The sequence below is a fragment of the Daejeonella sp. genome (assembly GCF_044348475.1).
In the GTDB taxonomy this organism is placed as follows: Bacteria; Bacteroidota; Bacteroidia; order Sphingobacteriales; family Sphingobacteriaceae; genus Daejeonella.
On sequence record NZ_JBIKSU010000013.1, the window covers coordinates 17,000 to 37,395 of the forward strand.

20 protein-coding genes are annotated in these 20,396 nt (G+C 34.0%); 11 read left to right on the forward strand and 9 right to left on the reverse strand.

Going from position 1 to position 20,396, the window contains the following annotated elements; genetic code table 11:
• Nucleotides 1-58 precede the first annotated feature (58 nt).
• From ACIQZ6_RS05115 to ACIQZ6_RS05135, 5 genes are all read left to right on the forward strand, one after another.
• On the forward strand, nucleotides 59-715 hold the full coding sequence (locus ACIQZ6_RS05115; RefSeq protein WP_395808854.1) for an ABC transporter ATP-binding protein: 657 nt from the start codon (nucleotides 59-61) through the stop codon (nucleotides 713-715).
• 1 nt (nucleotide 716) lies between these two features.
• Nucleotides 717-1,205, forward strand: coding sequence for a hypothetical protein (locus ACIQZ6_RS05120; protein ID WP_395808856.1), 489 nt, complete (start codon nucleotides 717-719; stop codon nucleotides 1,203-1,205).
• Nucleotides 1,198-1,812: an HAD hydrolase-like protein gene (locus ACIQZ6_RS05125; RefSeq protein ID WP_395808858.1), complete on the forward strand. Its 615-nt coding sequence runs from the start codon at nucleotides 1,198-1,200 to the stop codon at nucleotides 1,810-1,812. The genes ACIQZ6_RS05120 and ACIQZ6_RS05125 overlap by 8 nt, the downstream gene beginning before the upstream one ends.
• 59 nt (nucleotides 1,813-1,871) lie before the next feature.
• Complete coding sequence (locus ACIQZ6_RS05130; protein WP_395808860.1) at nucleotides 1,872-3,455, forward strand: S41 family peptidase; 1,584 nt, start codon at nucleotides 1,872-1,874, stop codon at nucleotides 3,453-3,455.
• 135 nt (nucleotides 3,456-3,590) lie between these two features.
• Entirely contained in the window at nucleotides 3,591-4,226 is a 636-nt protein-coding gene (locus ACIQZ6_RS05135; protein ID WP_395808862.1) for a peroxiredoxin, read from the forward strand.
• 161 nt (nucleotides 4,227-4,387) lie between these two features.
• Here ACIQZ6_RS05135 and ACIQZ6_RS05140 read toward each other — a convergent pair whose 3' ends face one another.
• From ACIQZ6_RS05140 to ACIQZ6_RS05155, 4 genes are read right to left on the reverse strand one after another with little or no spacing between them, the layout of a single operon-like run.
• Nucleotides 4,388-5,566 (reverse strand): hypothetical protein, encoded by a 1,179-nt coding sequence (locus ACIQZ6_RS05140; protein ID WP_395808864.1) that lies wholly within the window; start codon nucleotides 5,564-5,566, stop codon nucleotides 4,388-4,390.
• Nucleotides 5,567-5,570: 4 nt separating this feature from the next.
• The gene (locus ACIQZ6_RS05145; protein ID WP_395808866.1) at nucleotides 5,571-6,830 is read right to left on the reverse strand and encodes an aspartate kinase; all 1,260 of its coding nucleotides are present in this window, start codon (nucleotides 6,828-6,830) and stop codon (nucleotides 5,571-5,573) included.
• A 40-nt stretch (nucleotides 6,831-6,870) separates the two neighbouring features.
• On the reverse strand, nucleotides 6,871-7,350 hold the full coding sequence (locus ACIQZ6_RS05150) for a GNAT family N-acetyltransferase (RefSeq protein WP_395808868.1): 480 nt from the start codon (nucleotides 7,348-7,350) through the stop codon (nucleotides 6,871-6,873).
• Between the two features lie 28 nt (nucleotides 7,351-7,378).
• Nucleotides 7,379-8,059, reverse strand: coding sequence for a YggS family pyridoxal phosphate-dependent enzyme (locus ACIQZ6_RS05155; RefSeq protein WP_395808870.1), 681 nt, complete (start codon nucleotides 8,057-8,059; stop codon nucleotides 7,379-7,381).
• Nucleotides 8,060-8,163: 104 nt separating this feature from the next.
• On the opposite strand from ACIQZ6_RS05155, the gene ACIQZ6_RS05160 reads away from it, so the two are divergent.
• From ACIQZ6_RS05160 to ACIQZ6_RS05175, 4 genes are all read left to right on the forward strand, one after another.
• Nucleotides 8,164-8,529, forward strand: a complete 366-nt coding sequence (locus ACIQZ6_RS05160) for a DUF4296 domain-containing protein (protein ID WP_395808872.1) — start codon at nucleotides 8,164-8,166, stop codon at nucleotides 8,527-8,529.
• Entirely contained in the window at nucleotides 8,526-10,889 is a 2,364-nt protein-coding gene (locus tag ACIQZ6_RS05165) for an endonuclease MutS2 (RefSeq protein ID WP_395808874.1), read from the forward strand. Before ACIQZ6_RS05160 ends, ACIQZ6_RS05165 begins: the two co-directional genes overlap by 4 nt.
• A gap of 195 nt (nucleotides 10,890-11,084) precedes the next feature.
• Nucleotides 11,085-11,783 carry a CoA transferase subunit A gene (locus ACIQZ6_RS05170; protein ID WP_395808876.1) on the forward strand — a complete coding sequence of 233 codons (699 nt, stop codon included), beginning with the start codon at nucleotides 11,085-11,087 and terminating at the stop codon, nucleotides 11,781-11,783.
• Between the two features lie 126 nt (nucleotides 11,784-11,909).
• Nucleotides 11,910-12,566 carry a 3-oxoacid CoA-transferase subunit B gene (locus ACIQZ6_RS05175; protein ID WP_395808878.1) on the forward strand — a complete coding sequence of 219 codons (657 nt, stop codon included), beginning with the start codon at nucleotides 11,910-11,912 and terminating at the stop codon, nucleotides 12,564-12,566.
• A gap of 8 nt (nucleotides 12,567-12,574) precedes the next feature.
• On the opposite strand, the gene ACIQZ6_RS05180 is transcribed toward ACIQZ6_RS05175, so the two are convergent.
• From ACIQZ6_RS05180 to ACIQZ6_RS05200, 5 genes are all read right to left on the reverse strand, one after another.
• Nucleotides 12,575-13,213, reverse strand: a complete 639-nt coding sequence (locus tag ACIQZ6_RS05180; protein ID WP_395808880.1) for a uridine kinase — start codon at nucleotides 13,211-13,213, stop codon at nucleotides 12,575-12,577.
• Nucleotides 13,206-14,087 (reverse strand): LysM peptidoglycan-binding domain-containing protein, encoded by an 882-nt coding sequence (locus ACIQZ6_RS05185; protein ID WP_395808882.1) that lies wholly within the window; start codon nucleotides 14,085-14,087, stop codon nucleotides 13,206-13,208. Before ACIQZ6_RS05185 ends, ACIQZ6_RS05180 begins: the two co-directional genes overlap by 8 nt.
• Before the next feature lie 25 nt (nucleotides 14,088-14,112).
• Nucleotides 14,113-14,880, reverse strand: a complete 768-nt coding sequence (locus ACIQZ6_RS05190) for a DUF4905 domain-containing protein (protein ID WP_395808884.1) — start codon at nucleotides 14,878-14,880, stop codon at nucleotides 14,113-14,115.
• A 102-nt stretch (nucleotides 14,881-14,982) separates the two neighbouring features.
• Nucleotides 14,983-16,473, reverse strand: a complete 1,491-nt coding sequence (locus tag ACIQZ6_RS05195) for an OmpP1/FadL family transporter (RefSeq protein ID WP_395808886.1) — start codon at nucleotides 16,471-16,473, stop codon at nucleotides 14,983-14,985.
• A gap of 17 nt (nucleotides 16,474-16,490) precedes the next feature.
• Nucleotides 16,491-17,438, reverse strand: coding sequence for a hypothetical protein (locus ACIQZ6_RS05200; protein WP_395808888.1), 948 nt, complete (start codon nucleotides 17,436-17,438; stop codon nucleotides 16,491-16,493).
• A gap of 158 nt (nucleotides 17,439-17,596) precedes the next feature.
• Between ACIQZ6_RS05200 and proS the strand changes: the two genes are divergently transcribed.
• Both proS and ACIQZ6_RS05210 read left to right on the forward strand, forming a co-directional pair.
• On the forward strand, nucleotides 17,597-19,069 hold the full coding sequence (gene proS / locus ACIQZ6_RS05205) for a proline--tRNA ligase (RefSeq protein ID WP_395808890.1): 1,473 nt from the start codon (nucleotides 17,597-17,599) through the stop codon (nucleotides 19,067-19,069).
• A gap of 187 nt (nucleotides 19,070-19,256) precedes the next feature.
• The gene (locus ACIQZ6_RS05210; protein ID WP_395808892.1) at nucleotides 19,257-20,396 is read left to right on the forward strand and encodes a cystathionine gamma-synthase; all 1,140 of its coding nucleotides are present in this window, start codon (nucleotides 19,257-19,259) and stop codon (nucleotides 20,394-20,396) included.

A 20,396-nucleotide genomic window follows, 5' to 3' on the forward strand; every position in this document is an offset into this window, starting at 1 on the left:
CTCAGACCTTACTCTAATAAACTATTTGCACATTTGCATATCAATACAGTCAAAATCTATGCTTCAGGCAAGAGGAATTAAAAAATCATACGGAAATTTACAGATCCTAAAAGGGGTTGATCTTGATGTTAAAAGAGGAGAGATTATTACCATAATTGGTGCTTCAGGTGCAGGAAAAAGTACTCTTTTACATATCATGGGAACTCTTGATCATCCTGACCATGGTACATTAAGGTTGAATAATGTGGATATCCATACGCTATCATCAAAAAAATTAAGTGCATTTAGAAATGAGCAAATTGGATTCATTTTTCAATTTCATCACCTGCTTCCTGAATTTACTGCATTAGAAAACATATGTATACCTGCTTTTATTGCTGGTAAAAGTAGAAAAGAAGCAGAAAATAAGGCATTTGAATTATTAAACTTGCTGGGTCTAACAGACCGTGCCAATCACAAACCCAATGAACTTTCGGGCGGCGAGCAGCAACGTGTGGCAGTAGCAAGGGCTATGGTGAATAACCCGGCAATAATATTAGCTGATGAACCATCCGGAAATTTGGATTCAAATAATGCTGAAAATCTGCATCAGCTGTTTGTCAATTTACGTGATACTCTGAACCAAACCTTTGTGATTGTTACACATAATGAAAATCTTGCTAATCTGGCAGATAAAAAGGTGTTAATGAAAGATGGACAAATAATTAATTATTAAAATGTCTGTATTGATCACCGCTGCTACTAATTCTGCAGCTTTCCAGCTGGCACGTATTCTTAATACTGAGGATATATGTTTTGCCTCGGATATAGATATACCTGTTTTTCCGGGAAAAAGATTTTTAAAGTTTCCCTCTACTGATTGTTCGAGTTTTATCCATGAAGTTTTAAAAATCTGTCTGGATAATCAAATAGTAGAAATTTACCCGCTGTTACATGACGAAATTATTGAATTTTCAAAATCTCGACAACTTTTTGAAGAATTTGACATTAAACTTGTTATTCCTTCCATGAAATGGATTGAAACAAGATTAAATGATTTGCCATTTCTTTCTACAAATTTATTTGTTTTGATTGACGGAAATGTATGTGCAGGGAATATTGCCAAAGAGAGCTTACAGCTTCTCAATGAAGAAAATGGCATTTTTCAATGGGAATTTAAAAATAATCAGCTAATATTTAGCTCTTTTAGTATTGGATATGCTTAAATATATTGATCTTGATCACAGAAAGAAGGCTTTTATTTTTGAACTGGATAATGTTCTTTATCCTGAAAAAGACTATCTACTCCAGGTCTATTATTTATTTTCCAATTTCATTGAATTTGCAGAGACATTTCCCGCAGCACCAGATCTAATTGAATTTTTCAAAAAATCATATGAACACCATGGCGATGATGGTATTTTTGATAGAGCTAAAGAAGTATTTGGCATTAATGAGAAATATAGAGATAATTTTACCCGACTTTATTTTACTGCCAGATTACCTCTAAAGCTATTGCTATTTTCAAATGTGCTCACTTTGTTGCAGGAAATAGTTATTGATAGAAAGAACATTTTTATCCTTACAAATGGCAAAACTGAAATTCAGATGAATAAAATCATGCAAACAGAGTGGAATGGTCTTGAAAAATATTTAAAGGTTTATTATGCTCAGGAGATCAATCAAAAACCAGGGTCTGACGTATTATCGTATATATTAAAAGAGCATGATTTATTGAGAAAGGAACTTTTGATCATTGGTAATACTTTAACTGATCAAGAATTTGCTTTATCAAGTGGAGTAGATTATTTAAATGTCAGTGAATTTATATAAATTTATAGCTAATTTATTTTTTAATATTAAAACTAACCTATATAAACTTTAAGAAATATATGTCAAATAAAATTATTTTAAGGTCTTTAATAAAGCCTATTAGTTTGATATTTAGTGTTTTAATACTTGCTTCTGCTTGTAAGAAAGAGCCTAAGACTAACACGACAACAACAACTACAACAGTAACTCCACCAGTTACCGTTGCGCCCCCTACAAGAGCTGAATTAACTAGGGATTCAATTTTTCTTTATGCCAGGGATACTTATTTCTGGAATGAAGGTATGCCTAGCTATGAAATATTTAAACCCAGATCATATTCCTCAGATCAGGCCGTTCTTGATGCAATAATTAAATTACCGGGAACTAACAAACCTGTAGATAAATATTCATTTCTTGACAATGGTGGAGTGTCAACTTCATTGGGTGGAGTAAGTGGTGATTTTGGCTTTTCCGTATTTTATAATGATGATGATGGAAACTCGTCAACTCCAACTGAAGATCTTCGAATTAAATATGTGTCACCAGGATCTCCTGCTGCTACTGCAGGGCTGGTAAGAGGCTATCAGATTACTACTTTAAACGGAAGAACTGGATCAGCCTTAAGTACTTCTTCGTCAGCAAATGTATCATTTGTTTCTTCAGCTGTTTTTGGAAGTGCAACAACAGTTTCTATGACCGTCAAAAAACCTGATGGAAGCAGTCTAGTTTTGACTATTGCAAGAGCGACTTATGCCAACAATCCAATTTATGCCACCAAAACATTTACCCTTGGTAGTAAAAAAGTTGGATATATAGTTTATCATAGTTTTACTACCAATTCAAGAGATGGTCTGAGAGCAGCGATTGGAAAATTTCATGCTGATGGTGTTTCTGAATTAATTGTTGATTTACGCTATAATGGTGGAGGTTCTGTAGCTACTTCTGATGTATTTACCAACCTGATAGCGCCTGCTTCTGTGAATGGTCAAGTAATGTATACAACTTATTGGACAAAAACTATGCAAGATGGGCTTGCTAAAATATTGGCTAATCAACCTTTATTAGATGCTAATGGTAAACTTCAGACATTTACTACAGGTGTAAATGGCAAGTGGGCAACCTACGCGGATATTAATTATAAACCAACTGTGGCAGCAGGGAATGTTGAAAATTTTGCCAAGGAAGGTGCTGCAGAATTTAAAAAGATTTATTTCTTGGTACTTAGTGGAACGGCTTCTGCAAGCGAATTAGTAATTAATAACCTCAAGGCTGTTTTGCCTAATGATGTAAAATTGATTGGTCGTCAAACCTATGGTAAGCCAGTTGGTTTCTTTGCAATCAATATTGATAATTTAGATCTATATGTACCCCAGTTTGAAACTAGGAATCAAAAAAATTATGGTGGATTTTACGAAGGGTTAGTGGTTGATAAAACACTTTCTGATGATGTAACTAAAGATTTTGGTGATGAGAAAGAAGCGCTTTTAGCTGCTGCTTTAGCATATTCTGAAAAAGGATTTTTCTCGGTAAGTTCTAAGGGTAATACATTAAGCAGTATTTCTGGAATGTCTGTTTCTGAAGAAAAAGTGTTAAATCAAATTTTAGAAAGAAATAAATTCAATGGGATGATCGATGATAGGCCTAGAAAATTTAAAAAGCAATAATGAGTAGTTAAATTCTCTATTGGTTGCTCTTACAAAAAAAAGCTCTCTGAATATAAATTAGGGAGTTTTTTTTGATACAATCAAGAATATCTAGTAAATTAGTAGATTATTAAACGTATTTTAAATTATACTATTATGAATTTGAAACTAGGCGATCTTGCACCGAATTTTACTGCAAAGACATCTCAAGGTGATATCAGTTTTTACGATTATTTAGGGGATAGTTGGGCAGTGCTTTTTTCTCATCCGGCAGATTATACTCCTGTATGTACTACTGAATTAGGAAGAACAGCTTCATTAAAAAGTGAATTTGATAAGCGTAATGTAAAAGTGATTGCCTTAAGTGTGGATTCTGTTGAATCTCACAAGGGATGGATCAATGATATCAATGAAACCCAGCATGTAGAAGTTAATTTTCCAATCATAGCTGATGAAAATAGAGAAGTTGCTGAATTGTATGGAATGATGCATCCTAATGCTTCAGAAACATTTACAGTTCGTTCGCTGTTCGTGATAGGACCTGATAAAAAAATTAAATTAATGATCACCTATCCTGCTTCAACAGGTAGGAATTTTGTTGAAATATTAAGAGTAATTGACTCACTTCAATTAACAGCAAATTATAGTGTAGCAACTCCTGCCGACTGGAAAGAAGGAGAGGATGTGGTTGTTATTCCTGCTATTAAAACGGCAGATATTCCTGCTAAATTTCCAAAAGGGTTTACAGAGATTAAACCTTATTTGCGTATGACTCCGCAACCTAATAAATAATTCAAATCAAACTAATAGAGGAGTTCTTTAAGAACTCCTTTTTTGTGAAATTCAAATAGTAACAACTTGCTCAAGGTTGTTAATTTTCTTGTTGGATAGATTTATTTCCTATTTTATAATAAAAAAGGTAGTATAGTTCTTTGTCTGAATGATTTCAATGATCAAACTATTCGGGCGCAGTTTAAGACCAATCGTTCGTTTTTAGCTCCTGTACAAAATAATAGGTACTCGTTACCACCATCATTGATCTTTAAATTTTTCTTGATTTCTTCTGGACTTAAGCCAAAGTTTCTACAAATGATATTAGCTTTCTTGATTTGATTTTCCTTTATAAACGTACCATATTCCCAAGCTTTTTTCAAAATGAACTTTCTACCTGGAAATAAATTCATTAATTGATTGGAGGTATATAAATGGGTATGCTGATGAATTTTATCACAATTAAAATCACGGGTGATCAGCTTAAAACATCCTGCCTTGAGGAGTGCTGCATCTGGTTCATAAATGTATTCTAAAGGTTCAGAGTACTTATGAATTTGGAATTCTTTCTCTTCTGATAGTTTAAAGCTATAGGTTTTTTCATCATCTCCCAATAAGGCGCAAGTAATTAATGGGTCATCAGTTTTTTCTTCTTTATCTATAATTATCAGCAATTCTTTACACTCATTTTTAATGCTGATAACATGAATTGAGTGTACTTGTTTTAATTCTTTTATTGATGATTGAATATCAAGCAGTGGAGCTGTTTTGATGAGTATACGTGATGAATGATCCTTTAATAGTTGCAAATTACTAATGATATCAGGTTCGCAATCTTTAAGCATAAAAACCTTCTTTGAGTTAATTCTTCTTGAAGGATCAATGTAAATAGTACTAAATATCTTATTGGATTTGAGAAGATATTCTAGCCCGTTTGAATGAATAAAAAGGATGCTTAGGCCCAATATTTTTGAATTATATTCAGCTATTTCAGAAAGCTCTTGATTAATTTCACAATGAGTTACAGACTTTGCAATCCTAGCAAAAAATAAACTGTCGACACCTATTCCTCCAGTAAGATCGATAAGCTCTTCACCTTGAATTAAATCTGCTTTATATTTTGCAGTAATTTCTGATGATGCTTGTTCTATGGCAATTTTGGGTGGATAATAGATGCCTTTTGAATTAAACCAGCGGGGTAATTTTAATTCACATCTTTTTTTACTGTCTATTTGTTCAGCTAGTTCTTTTGAACTTACTAAAGTAAAGGGACTCTTTTTAAGGCTTATAGTGGGTATATCGACATGTAAGTTAAAGTTTATAAACTTCTGTACTTCGCCATCTAATATATTCTTATTCACAGCTTTATTGCAAGATTATTTGTGCTGTGTTCCTACTAAATTGCTCCATCATTACAGTCCTTCCTGCTAGTATAGTATCAAGTTTATCTCTTTTAAAATGTCTTACAGTAAGAAGGTCTAGGCCTTCATTATACTTGCATTTAAACCTATCCTTCAGGGTATCATATAGCTTGTTGAATTTAGTTTCATCCTGATTGAAACATACAGACAAACTCAGCGCAGAACGCTGCATCATATTTAGTTTAATATGAGCCTCTGAAATAATTTGTAAAAGATAAATAAGAATATGTTCATCAATAAAGGAAAAATCTTTTAAAGAGATCGATAATAACATTTGATTTTGCTTGACAATTATTGCAGATATATCGGTGTTTAGTTTGGCCGTAGAGTCAATTCGGGTTCCCATTTCTTCTGGAAATAAAAATGGCCTAACAAACAAGGGCACTCCTGCATTCTGTAATGGTTTTATTGTTTTTGGGTGAATAACTGTTGCCCCGTAATAAGCCATCTCCAATGCCTCAGAATAGGGGAGCTCTTCATATTTTTTGGCCTCTTCAAACAATCTTGGATCGGCATTCATAATGCCGGGAACATCCTTCCAAACGGTTAGAGATTCAGCATTTATACAGGAAGCAAATATGGCAGCAGAGTAATCAGAACCTTCACGGCCAAGTGTTGTACTAAAATTTTCTGAAGTACCTCCGATAAAACCCTGTGTTATAACGGTTTGCTTTTCAAGCATGTTCTTTAATATAGGCATTGAAGATCTGGTTTTATTCATATCTATAATTCCTTCCCTATACGTATTGTCAGTGTGGATGAAATCTCTTGCATCAACCCATTTGGTATCTATTTTATTTTCATTTAAATAACTAGCTACAATCCTGCTTGAAAGAAATTCTCCTATTGAAACTATTTGGTCATAGTTAAAATCATAATCTGGATGTGGCTCATCCTCTAGCATCCATTCTATTTCTACAAAGGTATTGGCAATTTCATCAAAAACAGGATGAACTTTGGTTTCAAAAAGTTCAATCATGATGTTTTCATGGAAATGTTTTATTGCTTTGAGAATTTCTTGTACATCGTTGTTCCCTTCAACATATGACTTGCAGAGTTTTTCAAGTGCATCAGTTGTTTTTCCCATTGCAGAAACAATGATTAAAATCTGAGCACTACTAGTTGTGCTAATAATTTTGACCAGATTTTTAACGGATTCTGCATCTGAAACTGCAAATCCTCCAAATTTAAATACCTTTATCAATGGTTTATATAATTTTTATAATTAATTGTATAGTAGAATTTTATATTGAATTATTAAAGTTATTTATTTGCTCTTTTGAAAGAGCTACATTTAACCAACCAGCATCAAAATCTGATTGATACTTTTTGTAAAAATTTATTGCTGGTTCATTCCAGTCAAGTACCTGCCAGGTTATACCTTTAAATTCCTTTTCAACAGCTTCCTGAATTAGTCTGTCAAAGATCATTTTGCCAATGCCTTTGCCTCGCATCTGATCTGTTACTAAAAGGTCTTCTAGGTACATTCTGCATCCCTTCCAGGTAGAGTAGCGGATATAATATAATCCAAAACCATGAATCATTCCATTTTCTTCAGCAATAAAGGCTTTCCATACCGGATTATTTCCAAAACCAGCCTCTTGAAACTCATTTAGGCTTACAGTTACTTCATCTGGAGCCTTCTCATAAACAGCAAGTTCAAAAATTAATTCCAGTAACCTTGGGCAGTCTTCCTTAACAGCTCTTCTAATTTTTATTTCCATTATAAATCAAAATTCTTCTTAATCTCTATTATTTAGCTTTTAATTGTCTTCCTCCAAAGATTGTACTGCCAAGTCTGATTAAGGTACTTCCTTTTGCAATAGCTAATTTATAATCACCAGACATACCCATTGAAACTTCTTTAAATGCAGGGTCTTTTCTAAAAAATGTGTCCTTTATTCCGTTGAAAAAGGTTTTTAATTCATAAAACTCTTCTTCAGTCATTTTTGGATTATCCGTTAAGGTTGCTATGCCCATGACCCCGCAGATGCGAACATTTTTTAATTCTTGAAATTCGTTTGACCGTAAAAAATCAATGGCCTCTGCCATATCCATTCCAAATTTAGTTTCCTCATCTGCGATCTCTAATTGGAGTAAACAATCAATTATCCTATTGTTTTTTAAAGCTTGTTTATTTATTTCTTGTATTAATTTTAAACTATCTACAGAATGGATTAAATTAATAAAAGGTGCTATATATTTAACTTTATTAGTCTGCAAATGACCAATCAAATGCCATTCAATATCTTTAGGAAGTTTTTCATATTTTTCTACTAGCTCTTGTACCATGTTTTCACCAAACAAACGATGTCCGGCTTCATATGCTTCCAGTATACTTTCTACAGGTTTGGTTTTTGAAACTGCAATCAGCTTTACATTACTGGTTCCAATTTCTTTCTTTATGGCTGATATATTAGCTGCAATGCTCATTAATCTGTATTTTTGATTGAATTATTTAAAAGTTAAACCTACGTGATACTATACTAATATGCAACTGTATTCTCATTATCAAATCCACATAAATTGTGATTCAAATGAAGGTATTTAAACTATTTTTTTTAGCATTAGTTCTAATTGTTTCTTGCAGGGATAATGATGTGCCCAAAGATTTGATTGAAGAGCAACGAATGATCCAAATTATTGCTGATCTGCATATTATTGATGGTTATATGGCCTCGCTTGTGTATACAGATTCTACCAGGATTAATGGTAAGAATTTTTATACTACTGTTTATAAAAGCCATAAAACTACAAAAGCAGTATATGAGAAAAGTTTAAAATATTACAGCATGGATCCTGTTCGTTTGGATAGTATGTATAACCGTGTAGAAGTTTTATTAACTAATAAAGAACGTAAACTAAATAAAATTCAATTAAAGAATCCGGAAATTAAACAATGATATACCCCAATAATGCTGGCGAAAAGCTAGGTTTTTCTGATATTAAAGAATTGATCAAAACATATTGTCTGAGTACTATGGGTCAGCAAATGGTTGATAAAATTCAGGTAATGACCAGCTATGAATATATAAATAAGTTTCTCCGGCAAACGTATGAATTCAAAAATATATTACAAAATGACACCTCTTTACCTATTCAAAACTTTTTCGACCTCAAGAGTATGGTTGAAAAAGCAAGAATTGAAGGAACATATCTTACAGAAGATGAATTTTTTAAAGTCTCCTTATCTTTAGGTACAGTATTTTCTGTAATCCAGTATTTTACAGATAGGGAAGGCCAATATCCTAATTTAGAAGCACTTTTTGAACATCTCCCCATAGAAAAATCGATCATTCGTAAGATCGAATTAATTATAGATCCTAAAGGTAAAATTAAGAATAATGCTTCTTCCGAACTGTTGAGCATATCATCAGGGATTTCTAAAGCAGAGCAGGAGGCCAGAAAAAAGATAGATCAGCTATTCAAAAGTGCCCAAAACAATGGCTGGACAGCTGATGGTAATCTAACTATCCGCGATGGAAGATTATGTATTCCGGTACTTTCTGAAAACAAAAGAAAAATAAAGGGGTTTATTCATGATGAGTCTGCCTCTGGCCAAACGGTTTATCTTGAGCCTGATGAAGTATTCCATTTAAATAATATTATCCGTGATCTTGAATTTGAGAGAAGAAGAGAGATTATTAAATTGCTGATTCAACTAACAGATGAATTAAGACCATACGTGCCTTTATTGTTATCTTATCATGGTTTACTCACTAAACTTGATTTTGTTAGAGCAAAAGCCCTCTTTGCCATTAATATAGAGGCTGAAATGCCTGTTTTGATAAAGGAAGCTGAAATTGAACTGATTAATGCCAGACATCCTTTATTGTTTTTAAATTTTAAAAAAGAAAAACAAACTGTTGTTCCACTGAATATTAAAATTGACGATGAGGAAAGAGTGATTGTAGTTTCAGGTCCCAATGCAGGTGGTAAGTCAGTTTGTATGAAAACGGTAGGTTTACTTCAGATCATGGTACAGTCCGGACTTCTTATTCCTGCCGATGAACATTCCAAAGTGGGAATTTTTAAGCAGATATTTGCAGATATTGGTGATGATCAGTCAATTGAAAGCGACCTCAGTACCTATAGTGCTCACCTTTCAAAAATGAAGTATTTCATAGATTTTTCGAATTCAAAAACTCTGATTTTGATTGATGAATTTGGTACGGGTACTGATCCTCAGTTTGGCGGTCCGATTGCTGAAGCCGTGCTTGAAAATCTGAATAAAAAAAATGTAAGAGGAGTAGTTACCACCCATTATTCCAATTTAAAAACATTTGCGAATTCTACACCGGGGCTCGAAAATGCATCTATGTTATTTAATAATGAAAAGATGCAGCCACTTTATATTCTTTCACTTGGCAAACCGGGAAGTTCATATGCTTTTGAAATTGCTCAAAAAATTGGGTTAAGTACAGAGGTATTGGAATCTGCTAAGCGCAAAATTGGAACTTATCAAAAGAAGGTTGATACCTTGCTTGTAGATCTTGAAAGAGACAAAAAAGAATTGATTGATGCACGGATTTCAGTAGAAAAAAAGGAACAAAAGGTTAAAAATCTGCTGTTAGAAAATGAACAATTGAAAACCTATCTAGAAGAGAATAAAAAACTTATTCTTAAAGATGCTAAAATTGAAGCTCAAAGTATCATTAAAAATGCCAATAAGCTTATTGAAAACACAATTTCTGAGATCAAAGAAAGTAAGGCTGATAAAGTCCAAACTCAAAATCTAAGACAAAATTTAGAGCAGGAACTTAAAAAACATGAAATTCAGGAAAATAAAACTCCAAAAATTCAGCATGCTCAGGAATTGAAAAAGGGTGATTGGGTTAAGTTTTTAGATTCTGAGAATATTGGGCAGGTGATGGAAATTGCCAGAGATAATGTAATCCTTGCTTTAGGTGATCTGCGCTCAGTTGTTAAAATAAATAGAGTTGAAAAAGTTTCTAATAAATCTGTTCCAAAAGAGGTCAGAAAATCTCACAGCACTGATCTGACAGAAAGTTTTTCTACCTTCAATACTGAACTAGATTTAAGAGGAATGAGAGGTGATGAAGCATTATATGAGATTGAAAAATACCTTGATAGGGCTGTAATGTTAGGTTTATCTGGTTTAAAGATCATTCATGGAAAAGGTGACGGTATATTACGAAAACTTATACGGGAATATTTACGCAAGTATCCACAAGTGAGTCACATTGAAGATGAACATGCCGACAGAGGGGGAGATGGAATTACTTTTGTTTATCTAAAATAGTGTATTTCCTATTTTAAAAGATTAATTTTAATAGGTATCACAGAAAAAAATATCAACTATTGAAAATACTTTTTTTTAATAGTGATAATCAGTTGCAAAAAAATCAAAGCCACCTGAAAGTTCTGCGTAATAAATGGTAATTACTGACTACAATAATTTCAGCTTTATATAATTTCGGCTCCAAACCTATAACATATGATTGATAAAGTTGTTGCAAATGCCGAAGTGGCTATTCAAGATATCACCAGTGGCATGACACTAATGCTAGGTGGTTTTGGTTTGTGTGGTATTCCAGAAAATTGTATTAATGCCTTGGTTAACAAAGGTATAGATCAGCTTACCTGTATTTCAAATAATGCAGGTATTGATGATTTTGGCATTGGATTAATGCTTAAAAAACGACAAGTTAAAAAGATGATATCTTCTTATGTTGGTGAAAATGCTGAGTTTGAAAGACAATTATTAAGTGGAGAGCTTGAAGTTGAACTAATTCCGCAAGGAACTTTAGCTACACGTTGTATGGCTGCAGGGTACGGAATGCCAGCTATTTTTACTCCTGCTGGTGTAGGAACAGAGGTTGCAGAGGGTAAGGAAATTCGAAATTTTAATGGTAAGGAATATTTAATGGAAATGGCATTTGACGCAGATTTTGCACTAGTTAAAGCTTGGAAAGGAGACACTGCGGGTAATCTGATTTTTAGATCTACTGCACGTAATTTTAATCCTGTTATGGCTATGGCTGGAAAAATAACAATAGCAGAAGTAGAGCATCTTGTTCAAATAGGCGATCTTGATCCTGATCAAATTCATACCCCGGGAATTTATGTGCATCGGATATTTGAAGGCAAGGGCTATGAAAAAAGAATTGAACAGCTGACAGTGCGCCAGAGGTAATTTTTTGACCTCATTGGTCATTATTCATCTCTTTTAAAAAAATAATATCCTAATAATAAATAATTATGAATAACTCATATGGTCATGGTATTGACTATTCGGGTTAATAAACAAAACCTTAAAAAAATGCTTGATAAAATCGGAATTGCAAAGCGCATAGCATTGGAGATAAAAGATGGATATTATGTCAATCTTGGAATTGGTATTCCAACGTTAGTAGCAAACTATATTCCAAAGGGAATAAATATAGTGCTCCAATCTGAAAATGGATTATTAGGTATGGGGCCTTTTCCTTTTGAGGGTGAAGAAGATTCTGATCTGATTAATGCAGGAAAACAAACCATAACCACATTACCTGGATCATCAATCTTTGATTCTGCATTGAGCTTTGGTATGATTCGTTCCCAAAAGGTAGACCTCACCATTCTTGGAGCAATGGAGGTTTCAGAGTATGGTGATATTGCAAACTGGAAAATACCTGGCAAAATGGTTAAAGGAATGGGAGGTGCAATGGATCTGGTTGCTTCAGCTAAAAATATCATTGTAGCTATGCAGCATGTTAATAAAGTGGGTGAAAGTAAATTATTGGCTGAATGCTCTCTGCCTTTAACCGGTGTGAAATGCGTAAAAAAAATTGTTACTGAATTGGCAGTGCTAGAAATAGCCAATGAAGGTGGATTCAGATTGCTAGAGCGTGCACCAGGCGTTTCAGTTGAAGAGATTAGAATGTCAACTTCTGGAAAACTGATAATTGAGGGTGAAATTCCTGAAATGCAACTTTAAATTTATCTCTATACCAGTACGTTTGCACGTAAATCTCCTGAAATTTCATTAGTTATCTTAATAATATCTTCTGCAACATGGGTATTATTAGTAATAATCCTATCGCAGTGTTCCTTATGAGGTAAAAGATAATCGTTAAATGCGGGCATCACGTGATTATTCCATTTATAAAGCACATCATCTTCAGGATATCCTCGTTCTATGAGGTCGCGCTTTAGGCGTCTTTGCAATGCAATATCCTCATTGGTATCAATAAAAATCTTTAGATCTATTATTTCGGCAATTTCTTTGAAATGAAGAATAAATAAACCTTCAACCATCACAATGGGAGCTGGCTTAATCTCTAAAAGCTTGGGCTCAGCATTTGGATTATTGAACGTGTATTCTTTTTGATAAACAGTTTCTCCATTGATTAACCTTTTAATATCAATTAAAAACTGATCATTATCAATCGTAGAAGGTTGATCGAAGTTGTAAAGTTTGTTTTCTTCAGCAGTCATGTTATGACCTACCCTATAGTAATAATCATCTTGTGATAAAAGGCATACTTCTTGTTCCTTAAAATGATTTAGAAAGCACTTTAAGAAGAATGTTTTTCCAGAACCACTACCTCCGGCAATACCAATAACAAATGGTTTTTTACTCATTAGGAACACCGTAAATTAAGATTGCTTGAAATCTTTTGTCTAATGCTCCAATTAAATCAGCAGTAGCTTTAGTTAATACAATAATTGCATCTTTTGATGATTCATTTTGAGTAAACTTTCCAACTACTTTTGCAAAAGTGCTTTTGCCTGTCATTGGGTTAGTGATTTTGATGACTGTTCCGATAGGTGCGGTTTGATGAAGTGCAAGCATTTTAGTTCTATCCAGATTTTCATCCTCAATCCAAATTGCAAGACCTCTTTCATTCACCTCCCGAAGTCCATATCTGGCAACTGGTAATTTTAACCTCTCGCTAGCACTCTTACTGCTGTCTACTGATGCAGAAACAGTTCTTGACTCTAGTTTAGGTAAATCTAAAGGAGGGGCAGGAGGAGGAGCTAATTGCTCGGAAGATGCAGATCCAAACGGAACCTTGATGATCTGCCCAATCGAAAGATTATTGCTTGATAGATTGTTTAGTGTCTTGAGATCTTCAACGGTAGTATTAAACTTTTTTGCTATTGCAAGCAGATATTCACGTGGGCCAACCTTATAATCGATCACTGCTATTTTTGCTGAAGTATTTGATTCTTGTTTTTTGTCAGCATTGATGATTGTAGATTCTTCAAAGGGTCTTTCTGTAGGTACTCTAAGAATTGTACCAATCTGTAATGACTTATTGCTATTGAATTGTATCACAGATTGTGGCGTAACGTTATATTTTCGTGCAATTGAATAATAAGTTTCTTTAGCCTCAACTTTATGAACAATATTTTTTTTGCCATTGAGGTTTTCAACGCTGATAGAATCTATAGCAGCGCTTGCAGTACCTACAAATAGGGTTAAGAAAATTGATAAAACTAAATGTTTCAACATTTATCTGGTTTTAAAATTTCTGCAATTATACAAAATATGAAACGATTTCATTCTTATTTCGGACGTATAACAAACTGTTTTTAATCATAAAGAACGACTCAGGTTGTAGTTTTTGTATACCATCAATAACAATATCATCAATAAAAATTGTATCATTCTGGTAAACAAGTAGTCTCTGCTGTATATTATTTTTCATTTTTTCATGAAATGATACTATAGTTAAACCATCTTTATGTAGAACAGAAATTTCGCCTAAAATCAGACTATGCTCAATAAAGTCTGGCAAAACATAAGATTCAAATAGATCAGGAAATAAAATATTACTAGGTGTAATTGAAGTATTATTTTCTTGTTTATTGATATTTTCAGCATTCAAATGATTGATCCACAAATAGTTTCTTGGATAGATCTTTGGATCATAAACCTGCAGTCCTGTTGAATCTGCCTGATTGAATGAAAAATTGTATCGTTCCCACAGAATCTCACCATTTAGAATATTAATTGAAATCAATCCTTTAGACTCCGGACTTTCTGCATGTTCGTTAATCGTTAAAATTAGATTTTCTTGAGCTGCATAAGCAAGATTTAGGTTCATAGACTCTAAATAAGACCGTTCTTTGAAATATATCTTTCCAGTTTGAAGATCTAAAACAGTAAAGCATGCATTTCTAGATTCCAACTGACGACTTTCAATAGCCATATATTCATTATTCTCCTGAATACGAATCTTCCATATTAAACCCTTAAATTTTTTGGAAAAAACCTGTTTTATATGTTTTTCTTTTAATGCCATCAACTACAAAATTACATCATTTTATGCTTCAATAAAATTTGTAAAAAGTAGTCAAGCTCTTACTTAAAGAAAAAAATACTCCTAGCAGCGAATTTTAATTGATTAAAACCGTCTTCCGATTGTAAGGAAAACATTGTTTCTTGTATTCTTAATTACAGCCATTGGACTATTGCCTGGATTCAAAGTGTATGGTTTAATATCAGAATTATAAACAATTTGCTGATAGGTCATGTCTACATATATGTTGTTAAAACGATAGCCCAAGCCTCCACTATATGAGCTGATTTTAAACCTGTCGTTATCTAGTGTTTTATATGGATTACCCTGAACGCCATATCCTGCTCTAAGCATTAGCTTATCGATTTTATATTCTGCACCTATACGATAGTTTATTGCGCTTTTATAATTGTTCAATATTTCTCTGTTATTATCTATAATCACTTCTTGGTCATCGTAATTTGGGGCAGTAGAAAAGTTGATGGTTGAGTAATCAACATAATCAACGTCGGCCGATATAAATCCTTGTGTATTAATAAATATTCCAATACCGCCACTAATTTTTAGAGGTGTTCTTAGATTGTAAGCAAAAACATACGTCTCATCTTTATTCAAAAATTGAGAATCTACTTTATTTTTGCCATATTTTGTGTCAAGAACTTCAGAATAGCTATCGTCAATGGTATACCAAGTTGGCGATTCGATGGTTGCACCTAAACGAACTGTTGGGATTGGTCTGTATATTGCCCCTAATTTAGCGTTGATTCCTGAGCCTTTAGTAACTTGATACTGCCTGTAAGACATATCATAATTGTTATTTTCTGTTACATTAAAACCTTTTTCTTTATAATTTGAATTTACAGTGTAATTAATATTTGCTATTCCAATACTAGCACCAATGTAAAATTGATTACTGTAATTCGCGCCAAATGCAAAATTGAATTCTCCTTGTGAACCTGTTCTTAAGTCGTTTTTAGTCTGAACATTATTTACATCGGTTTCTGGGAAATACTGACCGTTCGAATTATCATAACCAATTAAATAATTATCATAAGCCATTCGTTCAAGGCTTCCAGAAGGTAAGGAGTTAGGAGCACCATAATTTGTGGTGGCTAACTGTGCATAATAATCGGCAATAGAAGTTTGGGTATTTGTACCTGAAAACAGTATGTTATCGCCAAAGGCTTTTGTTCTGTTATAACCAAGCCCATAGTTAAAACTGATCCATCCTTCATCTAGTTTTGCACCTTTGGGCTTTGATACAGTTGAATTCCACACAACTGCTGCATGAGCCAAGCCTAATTGATCTTTTTTGCCTACCGTATTCTTTCCAAGATATAGTGCATCAGCATTAAAACTATTAAACTCTGGCGTGAAACTAAATTCTGACTTGGTAAATAATCCAATTCCAGCAGGATTACTGCCAATAGAACTTAAATCTCCACCCACTCCAGTTTGTGCACCAATAGCTTTAAATCTGGCGGTACTACCTGATTGTGTTTGCGAAAAACGTAAAGCATCGGCTGAATATTGTGCATGTAACTCTCCTGCAGCAGCCACTATGGCTACCATAGATAATAAAATTTTAAATCTCATAAGGATTTCTCTGTATCTTAATTTCCTCTTGAAGGACGGGGTGATGAACTTCCGCCTCCATTATTATTTGATGGTGCAGGATTCGATCTTGAGCTTGAGCCTGAATCCTGTCTTTGTGGAGGCGCTGTATATATTCGTTCAGGTTGTGAAACTCTCTGTGGTTGATTTTGGTTCACTCTAGAAGGTTTAGCTACAGGTTGGTTTCTTGTGCTTGAAGTAGTATTGGGTTGAGCCTGATCCCCATAACGATCAGCTCGTCCTCTTGAAATGATATTTCCATTTGGATCTTTATTGATTACTCCAGCGGGTACGCCAATAACAGAACCCCTATCATTTATTAAATTATCGGTACTTCTTGTTGGTCTAGGACGATAATTAGGAGAATTAAAGGCAGGACTACTGTAAATTCCACTATAATTCCCGCCATAATACCCGTTTCCATTTCCAAATGCATACGAATTAAAGGAATTGTAATAGGAGTAAGGCCCCCAAAAATTATAACCATATCCATAATTAAATCCATAATTATAACCATAGTTTCTCCAAGGGTTATAATTATAAGCCCCATAACCAAGTCCTAAACCAATGTTAAACGAAGAACCTCCGAAATAACTACTTGGAAAATAGGAATTGCTAAAAAAAGGATCGAAGTTATTCCCGTACAAATTATTATAATAGCCTAAAGATGGAGCATACGTCCTGAATCGGTTAAAACGTGAAGTATAATCGTTATAATATCCATAATCGCTATATGAATCTCCATACAATTCATCAGCTGTAACATAATTGCTACTTCTTGTTTCCTCTTTATTTACAAATATAACCGGATCTACCTCTCTGGCTTTTGCAATAGAATAATATACATCATCATTCGAATCGTTCAGTTGCGCTATTTTGGTGCTTGCACATGAACCAAGAAAAAGAATAGATGGGATTGCTAGTAAGTGAATGAATTTCTTTATCATAATGATAGTGATTAATAGAAATTAAACGTATAATATAGAGACGATAGTATTGCAGCAATGGTTGCATCGCAAAATATTATAATACATCATCTAGTTTTATAACTTTGTTAAAATGTTAATTCGATTAAATATACGTAATTTTTTGATTCTTAAATAAGATGAGTAAGGGTTTAACAAGCAGAGAAGAGGATTATTCCCAATGGTATAATGAACTTGTGGGTAAGGCAGACATGGCTGAGCATTCTGCGGTGAGAGGTTGTATGGTCATAAAGCCTTATGGCTATGCGATTTGGGAAAATATGCAGGCAGCTTTAGATAAAATGTTTAAGGACACAGGTCACAGTAATGCTTATTTTCCATTATTCATTCCTAAGTCATTTTTTTCAAAAGAGGCTTCTCACGTAGAAGGTTTTGCAACTGAATGTGCCGTTGTAACTCATTATCGTTTAAAAAATGATGGTAATGGTAATATCATAGTAGATGAAGATGCAAAACTTGAAGAGGAATTGATTGTTCGACCAACATCCGAAACTATTATTTGGAATACGTATAAAGGTTGGATTCAGTCTTATCGTGATTTGCCTATTTTGGTTAACCAATGGGCTAATGTGGTGAGATGGGAAATGAGAACTCGACTGTTTTTAAGAACAGCTGAATTTCTTTGGCAAGAAGGTCATACTGCTCATGCAACTTCGCAAGAAGCAATTGAAGAAACTGAACGTATGCTTGAGGTATACGCCGATTTTGCTGAAAATTGGATGGCATTACCAGTAGTAAGAGGAAAGAAAACAGCTAATGAACGATTTGCAGGTGCTCTAGAAACTTATTGTATAGAAGCATTAATGCAAGATGGAAAAGCACTTCAGGCTGGAACATCTCACTTTTTAGGTCAGAATTTTGCAAAAGCATTTGATGTTAAATTTACAAGTAAGGAAGGAAAACTCGACTATGTTTGGGCAACTTCATGGGGTGTATCTACTCGCCTTATTGGAGCATTGATCATGGCACATTCTGACGATTCAGGATTAGTTCTTCCTCCAAAACTCGCACCTATACAAGTTGTAATTGTTCCTATTTATCGTTCTGATGACGAATTAGATCAAATTTCAGCTATCGCTAAAGAACTTGCAGCTCAGTTAAAACTAAAGAATATATCAGTAAAATATGATGATCGAGATACACTTCGACCTGGATTTAAATTTGCCGAATACGAAATGAAGGGTGTACCGGTTAGACTTGCAATTGGTGGCCGTGATCTTGAAAATGGTACGATTGAAATTGCTCGTCGAGATACCAAAGAAAAACAAACGATATCCAGAGATGGCTTAGTTTCTCATATTGAAGCATTATTGGTAGATATTCAGAATACTATTTATCAGAAAGCACTTCGTTTTAGGGAAGAAAATACAAGAGAGGCAAACTCATACCAAGAGTTTAAAGAATTACTCGATACTAAGGCTGGTTTTATTTCTGCTCATTGGGATGGAACACCGGAAACTGAGAAACGGATAAAAGATGAAACAAAAGCAACGATTAGATGTATTCCTTTAAATAACAAACTTGAAACTGGATCTTGCATACTGACAGGGAATCCATCTACTCAGCGAGTTTTATTTGCCAGAGCATATTGATGTGATTATTATCAAATAAACCGACCATCATTCAAGATTTGAATCCTATCAGCATATTTAAAATTACTAGATAGTGAGCTCAGTCCGATAAGTGAGAATTGATAGTTAATTTACTGCCTATTTTCACTTGTAAAATGTTATGATCAGGAGATATTACTCCTAAAACCAATTATAAAACCATTTCAATATGAAATTCGGAACAAAAGCAATTCATGCAGGTCAAGAACCTGATCCAACCACAGGAGCAATCATGACTCCAATATATCAGACTTCAACTTATTGGCAAAAATCGCCAGGAGATAATAAAGGTTTTGAATATTCTAGAGGGACCAATCCAACACGTAAGGCGCTTGAATCATGCCTTGCTGCATTAGAAAATGCCAAATTTGGCCTCGCTTTTTCAAGTGGAATGGGAGCAACAGATGCGGTCATGAAATTACTTCTTCCAGGTGATGAAGTGATTACTGGTAATGATCTTTATGGGGGTTCCTATCGCATTTTTACTAAGATATTTTCTAATTATGGGATAAAATTCCATTTTATAGATATGTCTGATCCGAATCATGTAAAGAATTTTGTGAATGATCGCACAAAGCTAATTTGGATTGAAACCCCAACAAATCCTACCATGCAAATTGTTGATATAGCAGCAGTTGCAGCAATTGCTAAGGCAAATAATATTTTACTTGCTGTTGATAATACCTTTGCTTCTCCATACCTTCAAAATCCAATTGATCTAGGTGCAGATATAGTGATGCATTCGGTAACAAAGTATCTTGGTGGTCATTCAGATGTAGTAATGGGAGCTTTGATGCTCAATGATGAAGATCTATATAAACGGCTCTGGTTCATCTATAATGCATGTGGGGCAACACCGGGACCAATGGATAGTTTTTTGGTACTCAGAGGTTTAAAAACTCTACATCTTAGAATGAAGGCGCATTGTGAAAATGGAAGACAGGTTGCTGAATTTTTAAAAACTCATCCAAAAGTTGAAAAAATTTATTGGCCTGGATTTACCGATCATCCAAACCATGATATTGCTAAAAAACAGATGCGCGATTTTGGAGGAATGATTTCTATCACTTTAAAAGGAGCCGATCTTCAGGAAACCTATCGTATCGCTTCTTCATTCAACGTTTTTTCATTGGCTGAATCATTGGGAGGAGTAGAGTCACTGATCAATCACCCGGTTTCTATGACACATGGTTCAATACCTAAAGCAGAACGTGATAAGGTTGGTGTTACTGATAATTTACTCCGTTTAAGTGTTGGCGTTGAAGATATTGATGACTTGTTAGATGATTTGAAACAGGCACTTTCTTAA